10 protein-coding genes and 1 riboswitch are annotated in these 15621 nt (G+C 43.1%); of the genes, 7 read left to right on the forward strand and 3 right to left on the reverse strand.

The annotated features are described in order from the left end of the window. Positions 1-28: 28 nt before the first annotated feature. Genes H6G41_RS09870 through H6G41_RS09880 form a run of 3 tightly spaced genes read right to left on the reverse strand, consistent with a single transcriptional unit; the run spans position 29 to position 2164 of the window. Entirely contained in the window at positions 29-1189 is a 1161-nt protein-coding gene (locus H6G41_RS09870) for a 5-(carboxyamino)imidazole ribonucleotide synthase (protein ID WP_190745937.1), read from the reverse strand. After that, entirely contained in the window at positions 1186-1674 is a 489-nt protein-coding gene (locus tag H6G41_RS09875) for a pentapeptide repeat-containing protein (protein ID WP_190745939.1), read from the reverse strand. Before H6G41_RS09875 ends, H6G41_RS09870 begins: the two co-directional genes overlap by 4 nt. A 43-nt stretch (positions 1675-1717) precedes the next feature. Further along, positions 1718-2164 (reverse strand): hypothetical protein, encoded by a 447-nt coding sequence (locus H6G41_RS09880; protein ID WP_190745941.1) that lies wholly within the window; start codon positions 2162-2164, stop codon positions 1718-1720. Positions 2165-2730: 566 nt separating this feature from the next. Here H6G41_RS09880 and H6G41_RS09885 point away from each other — a divergent pair. The 7 genes from H6G41_RS09885 (at position 2731) to H6G41_RS09915 (ending at position 15467) form a co-directional block, all read left to right on the forward strand. After that, on the forward strand, positions 2731-5175 hold the full coding sequence (locus tag H6G41_RS09885) for a tetratricopeptide repeat protein (protein ID WP_190745943.1): 2445 nt from the start codon (positions 2731-2733) through the stop codon (positions 5173-5175). A 201-nt stretch (positions 5176-5376) separates the two neighbouring features. Further along, the gene (locus H6G41_RS09890; protein WP_190745945.1) at positions 5377-5622 is read left to right on the forward strand and encodes a hypothetical protein; all 246 of its coding nucleotides are present in this window, start codon (positions 5377-5379) and stop codon (positions 5620-5622) included. 2 nt (positions 5623-5624) lie between these two features. Then, complete coding sequence (locus H6G41_RS09895) at positions 5625-5828, forward strand: hypothetical protein (RefSeq protein WP_190745947.1); 204 nt, start codon at positions 5625-5627, stop codon at positions 5826-5828. A 334-nt stretch (positions 5829-6162) separates the two neighbouring features. After that, positions 6163-8730: a CHAT domain-containing tetratricopeptide repeat protein gene (locus tag H6G41_RS09900; RefSeq protein ID WP_190745949.1), complete on the forward strand. Its 2568-nt coding sequence runs from the start codon at positions 6163-6165 to the stop codon at positions 8728-8730. A 337-nt stretch (positions 8731-9067) separates the two neighbouring features. Further along, positions 9068-9796 carry a DNA repair protein RadC gene (gene radC, locus H6G41_RS09905; RefSeq protein ID WP_190745951.1) on the forward strand — a complete coding sequence of 243 codons (729 nt, stop codon included), beginning with the start codon at positions 9068-9070 and terminating at the stop codon, positions 9794-9796. 208 nt (positions 9797-10004) lie between these two features. Further along, positions 10005-13652 (forward strand): PAS domain-containing protein, encoded by a 3648-nt coding sequence (locus H6G41_RS09910; protein WP_190745953.1) that lies wholly within the window; start codon positions 10005-10007, stop codon positions 13650-13652. A 7-nt stretch (positions 13653-13659) separates the two neighbouring features. After that, positions 13660-13748, forward strand: a riboswitch (Fluoride riboswitch). An 84-nt stretch (positions 13749-13832) separates the two neighbouring features. After that, positions 13833-15467 carry a sodium:proton antiporter gene (locus tag H6G41_RS09915; protein ID WP_190745955.1) on the forward strand — a complete coding sequence of 545 codons (1635 nt, stop codon included), beginning with the start codon at positions 13833-13835 and terminating at the stop codon, positions 15465-15467. Positions 15468-15621 lie beyond the last annotated feature (154 nt).

The following is a 15621-nucleotide window of genomic DNA, read 5'->3' on the forward strand; positions in this document are numbered from 1 at the left end:
TGTTTCCTATAAAAATTTTCTCGTAAATTTACCTGGGATACCAGATAGACTCTATGGTACGAGCGATCGCTATTACTTCATCTCGGTTATGACTATCAACTAAAACCGTTACGTGTCCTAGTTTTCGCCCTGGGCGCGATTCTGTTTTCCCGTACCAGTGAATGTGAGCTTGGGAGATAGCGGCGATTTGTTGGCGTTGGCTTTGGTAGTCGCTGTGAGAAGTTTCGTAACCCAGCAGGTTTACCATGACAGCGCCTTGACTTTGCAGTGTAGTATCGCCTAAAGGTAAACCACAAACGGCTCTCAGGAGTTGTTCAAATTGGGAAGTTTCACAAGCGTCTAGAGAAAAATGTCCAGAATTATGGGTGCGGGGAGCAATTTCGTTGACGAGGACTCTTCCATCTGGGGTGAGGAATAGCTCAATGCCAAATACACCCACGACTTCGAGATTATTTAATAACGTGCGAGCGATCGCTTCTATTTCATCTGCTAAATTAGCTGTAATCTCTGCTGGTGCGATTACCCGGCGACATACCTGTTGTTCTTGTTGGGTTTCCACAACTGGATATGTCACCACTTCGCCATCGACAGAACGGGCGGCGATAATTGCCAATTCTCGTTCAAAGGGAATAAATTCTTCTATTAAATAAAGTTGGTTCTTGCTAGCTAGCTTTTGCTGTAAACTCTCCCAATCTTTAATAATAAATGTACCCTGACCGTCATAACCATGACGGCGAGATTTGAGAACTATTGGGTTATTCTGGGGAAAGCCTAAATGCGCAATTTTCTCTTGCAGTGCTTCCGGTTGCTGAATTAAAGACTCATCCACAGCAAAAAACTGAGGAACAGGTACGCCCAATTCTTGTAAATAGCAACGCTGGTGATATTTATCTAATAGGGGAGCTAAAGCCGCTAATCTGGGGCGAAAACACACACCTTGGTTTTCTAAAACAGATAAAGCTTCGAGATTGACAAATTCATTTTCAAAAGTGATGACATCACATTTTTGGGCTAACATCTCTGTAGCCTTTGCATCATCCACCACAGCAAAAACTGTTTCTTGGGCAATATTGACGGCGGGATCTTGTTGACTGGGAGTTTGTACAATTAACTCCACCCCTAACTTCCTTGCACCATCCGCCATCATCCAGGCAAGTTGCCCGCCACCAATTATACCAACACGCTTCATTTACACCCTAGAGAATAACGAGTTTCGACACCAGTGTGAGAATTAACACCACTGGCTTTTTTGCAGAGTTCTTTAACTTGTACCCCATCCAAAACTGCATCAGTGAAATCCGCATTGCTGATGTTCACATCAGTAAATATAGTACGTAATAAAAGACTTTCTTTTAAAACGGCATCGCTCAGATCAGCTCCAGATAAGTTTACCTGATCCATTAAGGCATTTGTTAAATCTGCCCCGTGCAAATTTGATTTTGTCATCGTCGAAGCACTCAAAACTGCTCCCCGCAAATCTGCACCTGTAAAATTAGTCAATTCTAAATTGGCATTAGAAAACTCTGCTGCTTGCAAACTTTGTCCCGAAAAATCCCTTCTAGTTAATTGTGCATTGCTAAAAGACATGGGATGAGTCCAGTCTGCAAGTGCAGGGGAAGCTGTGAATAATACAACAATCCCCAAAATTAATGCCAACCCTTGCCGCCAAAACATATTTACTTAGCTCAATGTAGTGTCTATGTCACTGCCTTTTAGCTTATCCCATTTCAGTAAAAATCCTCATGCTACTTATGGATGAAGCTTTGAGCGAAGTAAAGCCAAGGGTGAGAAATTCTGATTTATCCTGAAATCTTGCTGTTACTCTACAAAGGTTTGCTGTTTTTGATAATACAATAGCGGCTTTTGATAATACAATAGCGGCTTTTGATAATACAATAGTGGCTTTTGATAATACAATAGCGGCTTTTGATAATACAATAGCGGCTTTTGATAATACAATAGCGGCTTTTGATAATACAATAGTGGCTTTTGATACTACAATAGTGGCTTTCGACAATACAATAGTGGCTTTCGACAATACAATAGTGGCTTTTGAAAATACAATAGCGGCTTTTGATAATACGATAGCGGCTTTCGACAATACAATAGTGGCTTTTGAAAATACAATAGTGGCTTTTGACAATACAATAGTGGCTTTTGACAATACAATAGTGGCTTTTGCGATACCTGCGACGAGTTAAGTTATAAGGCTTGTGCATACACGGTAGCTGTGCCGAAATATCGCCGTCACCCTAGAAGGGTGCGGCTAATTGAACAAAGCCTGCCTCCGCAGGCTAAGAAAATTCAGCCCACGCATGTGAGCTTTGTAGCGTGAGCCAGTGGCTTATAGCCTGCGGGCGATATATCGGGTAAGCGAGAGAACAATATAGATCGCCAGTCAAAGGTGTTTGAAAGTTGCATACCCCCACCCTGCTGAGAGCTATGTAAGAGTAAGCCATCAAATAACGGGGGTATTGTGGTTAATATATGGCAAAACTTAGCCAAATTCATCAAATCTTTAGCATTTTTACCCAGCTAAAAAGCATAACTTAATTACTGACAGATGTTTTTAAGTCCACGCGGTAGGGGCACGGCACCGACAATTTGCTGGTACATATAATAATCCTACTAATGCCGTGCCCCTACTGTGAATCTGTGGTTCAATTATCACCAAAACTGCTGTAAGCCCCATCCACTCTTAACTTCATAATTCATAATTCATAATTCCTTATGCGGTTTCACAAAATTGCTCTAAGTTTCCTCGCCTTAGTTATCGCCACAACTTCCACACCGATAACTTTCAGCCCAGGAACGCCAGGAGAGTTACGAGTACTGGCGCAAACACCACAAGCTAGGAAAGCCGAAGCTGATAGATTGTTGGAGCAAGGTAATCAGCAGTTTCAAACCAGTCAATTTGAAGCAGCATTGCAATCGTGGCAACAAGCACTGATTATTTATCGAGAAATTAAAGACCGTCAAGGCGAGAGTTGGGCACTGGGTAATCTTGGTAATGCTTACCATGCATTGGGAGACTACCCAAAAGCCATTGAGTACCTCCAACAGACATTAGCGATCGCCAAAGAAATTAAAGATAGATTAGGGGAGGGACAGTCCCTGGGTAATCTCGGTATTGCTTACGATGCATTGGGAGACTACCCAAAAGCGATTGAGTACCAGCAGCAGAGATTAGCGATCGCCAAAGAAATTAAAGATAGATTAGGGGAGGGAAACGCGCTGGGTAATCTCGGTAATGCGTACCTTTCTTTGGGAGACTACCCAAAAGCCATTGAGTACCAGCAGCAGCACTTAGCGATCGCCCGTGAAATTCAAGATAGATTAGGGGAGGGAAAGGCGCTGGGTAATCTCGGTATTGCTTACCTTTCTTTGGGAGACTACCCAAAAGCCATTGAGTACCTTCAACAGACATTAGCGATCGCCCGTGAAATTCAAGATAGATTAGGGGAAGGAAAGGCGCTGGGTAATCTCGGTATTGCTTACTATTCTTTGGGAGACTACCCAAAAGCGATTGAGTACCTTCAACAGACATTAGCGATCGCCAAAGAAATGAAAGATAGATTAGGTGAGGGTGCGGCGCTGGGTAATCTCGGTATTGCTTACGATGCACTGGGAGACTACCCAAAAGCCATTGAGTACCTACAACAGACATTAGCGATCGCCCGTGAAATTCAAGATAGACCAGGTGAGGGTATCTCTTTAAACAATCTAGGAAATGCTTTCTACAAACAAGGAAATTTCCGCGCCGCAGAGAAAACCCTGTATGAGGGAATTCAGGTTTGGGAATCTCTGCGAGATAAAAAGTTAGCTGATATTAACAAAGTCTCTTTTTTTGACACCCAACGCAGCATCTACAGAATTTTACAAAAAGTCCTCATTGCTCAAAATAAAACTGATGCAGCTTTAGAAATAGCTGAACGTGGTCGCGCTAGGGCGTTTGTTGAGTTGTTAGCATCTCGTGTATCTACTAATAATAAACAAGCGGATAAATCACTCGAACCACCGACAATTGCCAAAATTAAACAAATCGCCAAACAGCAAAATGCTACTCTCGTGCAATATTCTATTATTTATGATGATTTCAAAGTTGCTAATAAACAACAATGGCAAGAATCAGACCTCTATATCTGGGTTGTCAAACCTACAGGTGAAGTCACTTTCCGCAAAGTTGACCTTAAATCCCTGTGGCAAAAAGATAATACAACTTTAGATAAATTAGTCAATCAAAGCCGTCTAGGTATTGGTGTGGTTAGAAGCGGGCGTGCTGGTGGTATTATCTCCAGTCTAAATCCTGATGCTGCAAAAGTTCAAAAACCATTACAAAAACTGCATGACATTTTAATTAAAGATATCACCGATCTATTACCAAAAAACCCTAATGACAGAGTTATTTTCATTCCTCAAAGTTCTTTATTTCTTGCACCCTTCCCAGCTTTGCGCGATGAACAAGGTAAGTATTTAATTGAAAAACATACCATTCTCACCGCCCCAGCAATTCAGGTGTTAGATTTTACTCATAAATTAGGCGCTGGGAGACAGACTAATTATAATAACGCTTTGATTGTCGGTAATCCTACTATGCCTGTAGTGTCTACGGAACCAGGCAAACCTGCAACACAGTTAAGTTCACTACCAGGGGCGGAACTAGAAGCAAAGACTATTGCTAAGATGTTAAAAACTCAGCCGATTGTGGGTAAAGATGCGACGAAAGCCAATATATTGCAACGCTTATCTTCAGTCGATGTAATTCACCTAGCTACACACGGTTGGGCGGATGATAACCGGGGTTTGGGTAGCTGGATTGCTTTTGCACCATCTCTTAAAGATGATGGTTTACTCAAGGCTGAGGAAATTTTAGATTTAAAATTAAAAGCGCAATTAGTAGTTTTAAGTGCTTGTGAAACGGGGAAAGGTAAACTTTCCGGTGATGGGGTGATTGGGTTGTCGCGTTCTTTGATTTCTGCGGGTGTTCCGAGTGTGTTGGTTTCCCTGTGGCAAGTACCGGATGAACCGACACAATATTTAATGGTGGAGTTTTATCGGAGTTTGCAAACTCAGCCTGATAAGGCGTTGGCGTTGCGTCAGGCGATGTTGAAGACGAAACAGAAGTTTCCGAACCCTGTGAATTGGGCGGCGTTTACATTAATTGGGGAAAGATAATTCGTAATTTGTCCTTATTTAAGGAATCTCTAATATCGATAGATTTTTTGTGAGGAGACGGGGTTTTGCTGTGTCCTGACAATATATTTTAGAGGTCATGGCATTGCCATGCCCCTAACTGCGTACCCGATTTATCTGAAATACACTGTATATCTAACGTAAAATATTGATATTCATCTTGGTCATTATGGGAAAATGCTGATGAGTTCTCTGTTAGAAGCAATATTAAAGCAAGCCCAAGGGTTGTCACGAGAGGAACAGCTAGAGTTAATTCAACATTTAACAGAGCAAGTTTCTACCCAGCCAGAAACTCCAGCCAAACCAAAGCGTAAAGTAACTGAGTTTTATGGAGTTGCGCCCAATTTATTATCGGGAATTGATGCTCAAGTTTGGGTTGACCAACTGCGTTCTGAATGGGATGAACGTGAAGGTATGTTCAGACAATAACTATGAAGATTGCTGATGCTTTCCAAGGGATAAATAAAGTTTTTTTGGATACGGCTCCAGTCATTTACTATGGTTTAAAGTTACTAGATGCATTGCAGGTAGCAACCGCTTTAGTAGCGGGTTGTGATGCATTTTTAACTAATGATGTGGCGTTACAACGAGTAACAGAGTTGCGGATTTTAGTTTTAGCTGCGCTGGAAATTTGAAAATATTTTTCTGATTGCATACTCCCTGACCCCTGAGAGCGCTTCGGGGCATGGCAGTGCCAATGCCCCTACAATCAACGATGATCTGTACCTCGCCAACTTGCAATTCGCTGTAACTATATTACCTTGGCTTCACTGGAAAACTGCATACCCCTACCGTGCTGAGAGCTACATAACAGTAAGCTATCAAATAAGGGGGGGATTGCAGTTAATTTATGCCAAAACTTAGGCAAATTCATCAAATCTTTAGCATTTTTACCTAGCCAAAAAGCATAACTTAATTACTTAAGCCCCATCCAGTCCTAACTTCATAATTCATCATTCATAATTCCTTATGCGTTTTCACAAAATTGGTCTAAGTTTCCTCGCCCTAGTTATCGCCACAGCTTCCACACCGATAACTTTCAACCTTTGGGGAACGCCAGGAGAGTTACGAGTACTGGCGCAAACACCACAAGCTAGGAAAGCCGAAGCTGATAGACTGTTTAAGCAAGGTATTCAGCAGTTTGATACTAGTCAATTTGAAGCAGCATTGCGATCGTGGCAACAAGCACTGATTATTTACCGAGAAATTAAAGACCGTCAAGGCGAGGGTGCGGCGCTGGGTAATCTCGGAGGAGCTTACTATTATTTGGGAGACTACCCAAAAGCGATTGATTACCAGCAGCAGAGATTAGCGATCGCCCGTGAAATTAAAGATAGACTCGGGGAGGGAACGGCGCTGGGTAATCTCGGTCTTGCTTACTATTCTTTGGGAGACTACCCAAAAGCAATTGATTACCACCAGCAGCACTTAGCGATCGCCCGTGAAATTAAAGATAGATTAGGGGAGGGACTGTCCCTGGGTAATCTCGGTATTGCTTACGATGCATTGGGAGACTACCCAAAAGCCATTGAGTACCATCAGCAAAGATTAGCGATCGCCCGTGAAATCAAAGATAGACTCGGGGAGGGACAGTCTTTGGGTAATCTTGGTAATGCTTACTTAGCTTTAGGAGACTACCCAAAAGCCATTGAGTACCTCCAACAGACATTAGCGATCGCCAAAGAAAGTAAAAACCCATTAGAGGTGGGATTGTCTCTGGGTAATCTTGGTATTGCTTACTATTCTTTGGGAGACTACACAAAAGCGATTGAGTACCTCCAACAGAGATTAGCGATCGCCCGTGAAATCAAAGATAAATTAGGGGAGGGACAGTCTTTGGGTAATCTTGGTAATGCTTACTATTCTTTAGGAGACTACCCAAAAGCCATTGAGTACCAGCAGCAGCACTTAGCGATCGCCCGTGAAATCAAAGATAGACTCGGAGAGGGACAGTCTTTGGGTAATCTCGGTGTTGCTTACTATGCATTAGGAGACTACCCAAAAGCCATTGAGTACTACTCAAAAAGATTAGCGATCGCCCGTGAAATTAAAGATAAATTAGGGGAGGGACAGTCTTTAAACAATCTAGGAGCGGCTTTCTACAAACAAGGTAATAAGAGCGCCGCAGAGAAAACCCTATATGAAGGAATTAAGGTTTATGAATCTCTGCGAGGTAAAAACTTAGCTGATACTAACAAAGTCTCTCTTTTTGACACCCAACGCAGCATCTACATAACTTTACAAAAAGTCCTCATTGCTCAAAATAAAACTGATGCTGCTTTAGAAATTGCCGAACGCGGTCGCGCTAGGGCATTTGTTGAGTTGTTAGCATCTCGCGTATCTACTAATAATAAACAGGCGGATAAATCACCGCAACCACCAACAATTGCTGAGATTAAACAAATTGCTAAACAGCAAAATGCCACTCTCGTGCAATATTCTCTTATTTATGATGATTTCAAAGTTGCTGGTAAACAACAAACTAAAGAATCAGACCTTTATATTTGGGTTGTCAAACCTACGGGTGAAGTCACATTCCGCAAAGTTGACCTTAAACCCCTGTGGCAAAAAGATAATACAACTTTAGCAGAATTAGTCACTCAAAGCCGTCTAGGTATTGGTGTGGTTAGAGGTGCGCGTGCTGGTGGTATTATCGCTCAGCAAAATCCTGATGCTGCAAACGTTCAAAAACCATTACAAAAACTGCATGACATTTTAATTAAAGATATCGCCGATTTGCTCCCAAAAAACAAGAGCGATAGAGTTATTTTCATTCCCCAAAGTTCTTTATTTCTTGCACCTTTTCCAGCTTTGCGCGATGAACAAGGTAAGTATTTAATTGAAAAACATACCATCATGACTGCCCCAGCAATTCAGGTGTTAGATTTTACTAATAAATTAGGGTCTGGGAGACAAATTAATTATAATAACGCTTTGATTGTCGGTAATCCTACCATGCCTTTAGTGTCTACTGAACCGGGCAAACCTGCAACACAGTTAAGTTCACTACCAGGGGCGGAACTGGAAGCAAAGACGATCGCTCAGATGTTAAAAATTCAGCCGATTGTGGGTAAGGATGCGACGAAAGCCAATATATTACAACGCTTATCTTCATTCGATGTAATTCACCTAGCTACACATGGTTGGGCGGATGATAACCGGGGTTTGGGTAGCTGGATTGCTTTTGCACCATCTCTTAAAGATGATGGTTTACTCAAGGCTGAGGAAATTTTAGATTTAAAATTAAAAGCGCAATTAGTAGTTTTAAGTGCTTGTGAAACGGGGAAAGGTAAACTTTCCGGTGATGGGGTGATTGGGTTGTCGCGTTCGTTGATTTCTGCGGGGGTTCCTAGCGTGTTGGTGTCGTTGTGGCAAGTACCGGATGAACCGACACAATATTTAATGGTGGAGTTTTATCAGAGTTTGCAAACTCAGCCTGATAAGGCGTTGGCTTTGCGTCAGGCGATGTTGAAGACGAAGGAGAAATTTCCGAACCCTGTGAATTGGGCGGCGTTTACGCTGATTGGGGAACGGTGATGGTTTATTTACCCCAATCTAACGCTGTCACCTCCGGGTGCGGCTAATAGCGATACATCAAAATATTCTAGAGGGCATGGCGGTGCCAGTGCCCCTACAATCTGTCGCATTCTTTTTGCCAATTGGTATCAGAAAATTCAGCCCACGTAAGTAAGCTCATGTTCAATTAGCCCCAGGCTTTGAGCCTGCGGGCGGTATATCGGGTAAATGAGAGAACAATATAGATCGCCTCATCGCCACAAAATTAAAGATTTTTTCTAGTCAGCATAATTTGGCGAGTAAACAAGGGATAACTAAATATAGTTCCAACTATGGTAGATATTTTCGCAGTTACTCTATGACATATTGCCTCAGAATTGCTGACATGCCTGAGACTGAGCGTCCGCGCGAACGGTTAATGGCTCATGGCCCGAAGATTTTAGCTACGGCTGAGTTAATTGCAATTTTGTTAGGTACTGGTCAAGGGCCGGGGAAATTATCTGCTGTAGGATTAGGACAATATATTTTAAGTGAACTCAGCAAACATCAGCGCGATCCTTTGACAGCGTTGCGCGAGCTGACACCTGCGGAATTAATGCAAATTCCCGGTATCGGCCCGGCGAAAGCAACTACTATCTTAGCGGCAATAGAATTAGGTAAACGTGCTTTTCAATCTCGTCCCGAAGGTGCAACTATCGATAGTCCAATGGCGGCGGCGGCGGCGCTGAGTCAAAATTTAATGTGGCAAACCCAAGAACATTTTGGGGTTTTGCTTTTAGATGTGAAGAATCGTTTGCTAGGAACCAAGGTGATTACAATTGGTACGGCGACGGAAACCTTAGCTTCTCCCCGGGAAATTTTTCGCGAAGTGATTCGTCAAGGTGCAACGCGGGTGATTGTCGCCCATAATCATCCTTCAGGAAATATTGAACCCAGTCAAGAAGATATCGAATTGACACGCCAGTTATTAGCAGGAGCGCAGTTTTTAGGAATTCCCCTGCTAGATCATCTGATTTTAGGCAATGGCAATCATCAAAGTTTACGAGAAATCACTACTTTATGGGATGAGTATCCTCAAGGTGATTAAAAATTCTTTGTTGTTGCGAAAAATCTAGAGAGCGCACTTGTGTGGTAGCTACAGCAACTGTGCAAAGTAATTATAGGAACATCCTTAAATTGAGTGGTGCTAGATTGAGAAATGCTTATGTTGAAAAGTTGTGGCACAGGTACTCAGCCCCATGAAGCAAGTAAGCTTGCAGTTCCAGGGAGTTACAGCCAGGGAGAAGTAAAGCATTATGAGGATTTATCGGCGGTTATTACCCTACTGTTTGGCAATTGGCTCAACAGCGATCGCTCTGTTGCTGTCGCTTTGGCTAGAACTTGTGCTGTCTCAACCAATTGGTGCGCTTTTCTATATAGCTGTCATTGTCAGTACTTGGTATGGTGGCTTCAAACCGGGGATAGTGACAATTATTCTGTCAACCCTGGCAATAGATTATTTCTTGATTTACCCTCGCTATCAAATTGCGATTCCCCAACCAGAAGATTTATTGCGGATCGGTCTTTTCTTGCTGGTGGCGTTGACGATTAACCTGATTACTACCAATTTTTACCACAGCAGACAAAAGATTGTGCAACTTAGCCAAAAATTGGCTCAGGAGAATGCCGAGCAACTGAGAATGGCTTTAGCGGCGGCGCGCATGGGAATGTGGGACTGGGATATAGCAGCAGCAAAAATTAAATTGTCGCCAGAGCATGAGGAGTTATTTGGATTTAGGGTTGGTAGTTTTGATGGCAAACAGGAAACTTTTATAGCTTGCTTGCATCCTGACGATCGCGCTTTGATTCACCGCACCATAGAACAAGCGCTACAAACTCATAGCCCCTTCCATTGCGAGTTTCGAGCAGTTTGGGCAGATGGTAGCATCCACTGGCTAGAAGGCAGAGGGGATGTATTTTCTAACACTGTCGGCGAGCCTGTGCGCATGGTGGGAACTGTGATGGCGATTGACGAACGCAAACAAGCGCAAATCACATTGCAACAGCAATTTGAGCAACAACGCTTAGTCATGGATATCACCCAGCGCATCCGGCGATCGCTAAATTTAGCAGATATCTTGCAAACTACTGTCGATGAAGTCCGGCAATTTTTGGAGTGCGATCGCGTTATTATCTTTCAGTTACAGCCCAATGGCAGCGGTACTGTAGTTGTCGAATCGGTTACCGCTAATTTGAGAGCCATATTATCTACGAATATCTCCGATCCTTGCTTTAGCGAAAAATACATTGAACCCTTTCAACAAGGTCTAGTAACAGCCAAATCAGATATTTATACTGCTAATATCGATGCTTGCCATGTGGAACTGTTAGCAAATTTCCAAGTCAGAGCTAACTTAGCTGTTCCCATCCTCAATCAAGATAAATTGTGGGGATTACTGATTGCTCATCACTGTGAAGCTCCGCGTGAATGGCAATCCTGCGAAATTGAATTGCTGCGACAATTAGCAAGCCAAGTCAGCATTGCCATCCAGCAAGCAGATTTGTTGGCAAATCTGCAAACGGAACTAGCACAACGCCAGCAAATTGAAGCGGCTTTGCGCCAGAGCGAACATAGATATCGCGCCTTAGTTCACGCTTCATCTCAGATTATCTGGCATACTAATGCTGAGGGGATGACAATAGTTGTTCCAAATGGTTGGGAAGAATTCACCGGACAAACTCCTGAGGAATGCTTGGGATTTGGTTGGCTCAATTGTATTCATCCAGATGATCGCGATCGCGTTGCCCAACGCTGGCAAGAATCTTACACTCATGGCACTTTATACGAAACTGAGTATCGGCTACGGATGAAAGATGGCAATTACCGCGATTTTGCTATTCGAGGCGTGCCGATTTTTGCTGCTAATGGCAAAATTAGCGAGTGGATTGGAGCCAACACGGATATTACAGAACGCAAACAAGCAGAAATAGCTCTACAGGAAAGCCAAATCCAACTTCAGCAGCAATTGGCGGAAATCGAAACTATCTATCAATCTGCGCCCATTGGGTTAAATGTCTTAGATACCGACTTACGCTTTGTTCGGATTAACCAGCGGCTAGCAGAAATCAATGGTTCTTCAGTGGAAGCGCATATTGGGCGCACAGTGCGGGAATTGTTACCTAATTTAGCGGATACCACCGAACAACTATTACACTCGGTTTTAGCGACAGGGGAACCGCTGTTAAATGTAGAAGTTACTGGGAAAACTCCGGCTCAACCAGGTGTGCAACGAACTTGGTTAGAAAGCTTTTTACCGCTCAAAGATGGCGATGCCTCCGGCAACCCTTGCGGGGAACGCATTATTGGTATTAGTACAGTATGCGAAGAAATCACTGAACGCAAACAAATCGAAGCTGAACTCAAACAAGCCAAGGAAGAATTAGAAATCCGCGTTGCAGAGCGCACAGCAGAGTTAATTGAGAGTAACGCCGATTTACAACGCAGTGAGTCAACTTTGCGCAGTTTCTTCAACAGTAGTTCCATGCTGATGGGGATTGTGGAGCTATACGATCGCGACATTTTACATATTTCTGATAACCAAACTACAGCTCGGTTTTTCGGCACTAGTCCCGAAGCAATGGAAAATAAGTTTGCCAGCGATTTAGGCGTACCTCAAGAGACTATCGACAAATGGCTCGGTTATTACCGTCAATCAGCACAAATCCAAGCACCAGTCCGCTTTGAATATCCTCATGACACTGCTAACGGGCAAAGGTGGCTAGCTGCTACTGTTTCCCCAATTACCTTTAACCACAAAGGTTATCCGAGATTTTCTTACATTGTCGAAGACATTAGCGACGCCTATAAGCAAGCTGCGCAACGCAAACGCATAGAAGATGCTTTACGGGAAAGTGAAGAAAAGTTTCGCCAATTGGCAGAAAACATCCAAGCAGTATTTTGGATGCGAGATATGCAAACTCAGGAAGTTCTTTATGTGAGCAAGACATATGAAACTATTTGGCAAAGGAGTTGTGAAAGTGCTTACCAAAACTTGTCCAATTGGTTAGACAGCATTCACCTAGAAGATCGTCCTCGCGTGCAAAGTACCTTCGTAGAACAGTTAATACCAGGACAATCAGATATTAAATATCGCATTATCCGCCCTGATGGTTCCATGCGTTGGATTCGCGATCGCGCTTTCCCGATCAAAAATGAATTAGGGGAAGTTATTCGCGTTGCTGGTATTGCCGAAGACATCACCGAACTAGAAAAAGTTGAGCAGATGAAGAGTGAGTTTATTGGGATTGTCAGTCACGAACTGCGCACACCTTTAACCGCAATCCGGGCTTCACTGGGCTTATTAAACACTGGTATTTACGACAATAGACCCGAAAAATTCAAGCGGATGATTGAGATTGCGGCCATTGATTGCGATCGCTTAGTCCGTCTAGTCAACGATATTCTTGATTTAGAACGCTTAGATTCAGGGCGAGCTGTGCTGCAAAAAACCCCATGCAAAGCGGCTGATTTGATTCAACAAGCAGTGGAGGGAGTAAAAGCGATCGCCACACAACAGAATATTACCTTTAATATTTATGCCACTGATGTGCAAGTTTGGGCTGCTGCTGACACGATTATTCAAACATTGACTAATCTTTTGAGTAATGCGCTCAAATTCTCCCCTGACGATTCCACTATTGATGTCAGCGTTCAACAGCAAAGCGATCGCGTACTGTTTCAAATTAGCGATCGGGGGCGCGGAATTCCCCCAGAAAAATTAGAATTGATCTTTGGCAGATTTCAGCAAGTAGATGCTTCCGACTCTCGCGACAAAGGCGGTACAGGCTTAGGCTTGGCGATTTGTCGGAGTATTGTTGAACAACACGGTGGGAAAATCTGGGCACAGAGTACCCTGGGTGTAGGTAGTACATTTTGCTTCACTTTGCCATTGTCCTTAAAATAATGTAAATTGATCATTAGGCGATGGAGCTCGCCATAACCGCCCAATCAAGCTTGCAAACTTACACTTGATCAAAAGGCTGATGGCTCCTATTCTTCTGACTTGCTAAGGAAGGATAGGGCAATTAGTCGTAAATTTCTTTCAGCAAGTCACGCTTACCATTGATGAGTTGAAAAATGCGTGATGTTAGAAAGTTTTATCTTAATCTTGCTAATTGGTTTTTTTGGGGGACAGATTGCTCGACGGCTAAAAGTGCCTACCCTAGTAGGTATGGTTGTGGTGGGAATTATACTAGGGCCTCAAGTTGCCGATCTCATTAGCTCTGATGTACTAGCAAACTCTGCTTCTTTGCGAGCGATCGCTGTCATGGTAATTTTGATGAAGGCAGGGTTAGGTTTAGACCGAGAAAAACTGGTACAACAAGGAACAGTAGCGTTACGATTAGGGTTCCTACCTGCGGCTTGTGAAGCTTTAGTTATTGCCCTAGCTGCTATGTGGATCTTAAATTTCGACTTTACCACAGGGCTATTGCTAGGCTGTATCATTGGAGCAGAGTCGCCAGCTGTCATAGTACCAGGAATGCTGCGATTAAAAAGTCTGGGTTGGGGAGTTAAGAAAGGAATTCCCGATGCCATTCTTACAGGTAGCGCCCTGTCAGATGTGTTACTACTACTAGTATTTAGTTTGTTATTAAACTTTTTGGTACAAGGCGCAACTTCTGGGGTAACGTTGCCTTTTGGTGTAACCGTAAGTGCAGTTCAACTTCTGCCATTGCAAATTATTTGTCAAATTGTTCTCGGAGTAGTGCTAGGTTTAGTGACAGCAAGACTTTTGGTTTTATTGCTGACCAAGCAAAATTGGACTCAAAATGCAGTGCAGGATAGCTTAGTTGCAGCGAGTGTAGCATTATTGCTGGTAGTAATGGCAGAGAAATTTCCTTTCTTCTCTGGTTATTTAGCAGTCATGTCCACAGGATTTTTCTTGATTGAGTTAGATGCACCTTTAGCAAGAAGGTTGCGTTCTGGCTTTGATAGTTTGTGGGTTGTGGCAGAAATTGTTTTATTTGTGCTTTTAGGTGCAAGTATTCAATTACAAGTATTAGAGAAAACTTTGCTTTCCGGCTTGGTGATTTTGGCAATTGGAACATTGATTGGACGCGCTTGTGGATGGTATTTATCTACATTGGGGAGTAACTGGAAATGGCGAGAGCGGCTGTTTTTGCTACCAGGAAATTCTGCTAAAGCCACCGTTCAAGCTGCAATTGGGGCGATTCCTTTAGCACAAGGAATTCAGGGTGGAGAGACAATTTTAGCGATCGCCGCTTTATCTATCCTGGTGACTGCTCCTTTGGGCGCTTGGACAATTCCCATCTTGGCACCAAAATTGTTAGAGCGGGGTGAGGTTGATCCCACAAAAGTAGCGATCGCCCGTCGGATTGTCATATTAGCTGCCATTGACACATCCCCTTTAGCCAGTCAAGTATTAACTAAAACCGCCGATATTGCCCGTCGTAGTGATGCCGAAGTGATTGTATTACACATTATTCGCACCAACCATCCTCAAGAAGTAGAGTATTTGCAAAAAAAATCTCAACGAGTTTTAGCAGATATCCGCCATCAGTTCATTACCAGTATCGGCTCAATTCCAGAGGAAATTATCCGTGTTGCTCAGGACTATCAAGTGGCTGAGATTGTGATTGGTAAGCGCGGACATCAGCCTTGGGATGAGGTTCTGGTGGGTTCTGTCTCCCAGGCAGTATTGGAATCTAGCTTAATTCCTGTGATTGTAGTTGAGGATGAGCGTATTATACCAATTTGACAAAAGAATGCGACAGATGCTACGGGCAAAGTAATGCCCACCTGTGTCAATTTCTGACTTTTCACGGGATGTGGAAAAGAAAGAGTGGTTCGCGATAGATTATCGCGAACCACTTCCTATTCTTTATTATATTTGGAAGTTTCTTCGACTAAAT

The organism is Tolypothrix sp. FACHB-123 (genome assembly GCF_014697075.1).
Taxonomy (GTDB): Bacteria; Cyanobacteriota; Cyanobacteriia; order Cyanobacteriales; family Nostocaceae; genus Aulosira.

Coding starts and splice junctions, on each gene's coding strand:
- H6G41_RS09870 (WP_190745937.1), bottom strand. CDS start 1,189: ATGAAGCGTGTTGGTATAATTGGTGGCGGGCAACTTGCCTGGATGATG.
- H6G41_RS09875 (WP_190745939.1), bottom strand. CDS start 1,674: ATGTTTTGGCGGCAAGGGTTGGCATTAATTTTGGGGATTGTTGTATTA.
- H6G41_RS09890 (WP_190745945.1), top strand. CDS start 5,377: ATGAGTTCTCTGTTAGAAGCAATATTAAAGCAAGCCCAAGGGTTGTCA.
- radC (WP_190745951.1), top strand. CDS start 9,068: ATGACATATTGCCTCAGAATTGCTGACATGCCTGAGACTGAGCGTCCG.
- H6G41_RS09900 (WP_190745949.1), top strand. CDS start 6,163: ATGCGTTTTCACAAAATTGGTCTAAGTTTCCTCGCCCTAGTTATCGCC.
- H6G41_RS09895 (WP_190745947.1), top strand. CDS start 5,625: ATGAAGATTGCTGATGCTTTCCAAGGGATAAATAAAGTTTTTTTGGAT.
- H6G41_RS09915 (WP_190745955.1), top strand. CDS start 13,833: ATGTTAGAAAGTTTTATCTTAATCTTGCTAATTGGTTTTTTTGGGGGA.
- H6G41_RS09885 (WP_190745943.1), top strand. CDS start 2,731: ATGCGGTTTCACAAAATTGCTCTAAGTTTCCTCGCCTTAGTTATCGCC.
- H6G41_RS09910 (WP_190745953.1), top strand. CDS start 10,005: ATGAGGATTTATCGGCGGTTATTACCCTACTGTTTGGCAATTGGCTCA.